Annotated in this window: 1 protein-coding gene; it reads right to left on the reverse strand. The window is 38.9% G+C overall.

The window, feature by feature from the left end:
* The coding region (locus IL45_RS07225; RefSeq protein ID WP_036582200.1) for a 5-deoxy-glucuronate isomerase at nt 1–476 on the reverse strand (476 nt) is incomplete at both ends.

Raw genomic sequence — 476 nt, forward strand, 5'->3', positions numbered from 1 at the left:
TGAGCTGGCATGGTATTCCATACACTTCCTACTTTCAATTCTGTCATTCCCATTTGTAACTGGCAGGTAGTAATAATTCCGCCAATAATCATTTGAGAAACCGTTCTGTGATTTGCTGTTTCTAGACTACCTAGTTCTATTTTATTAGCCTCGGCAAGACTTGTTTTTTGAGTAGGATACGATTGATGTGCTGGAGCTGAATTGATATAAAATTTTGCAGGATCACTAGCATCTACACTATGGAAAATGACATCTTTTGCGCCCATTCCTATGTATAAAGCATCTTTATGAGCTAGCTCGTACTTAGTTCCATCTACTTCTACCGTTCCTGTGGCACCTACGTTGATGATTCCCATCTCACGACGATCTAAGAAATTATCCGCTTTTAAAGGATCAATCGTTTCAAGCTTTAATGGTTTAGTAGGAACTGCGCCACCAGCGATATATCTGTCATAATGTGTATAAACCAGATTGAT

It is taken from the genome of Nonlabens ulvanivorans, assembly GCF_000732625.1.
GTDB classification, from domain to species: domain Bacteria; phylum Bacteroidota; class Bacteroidia; order Flavobacteriales; family Flavobacteriaceae; genus Nonlabens; species Nonlabens ulvanivorans.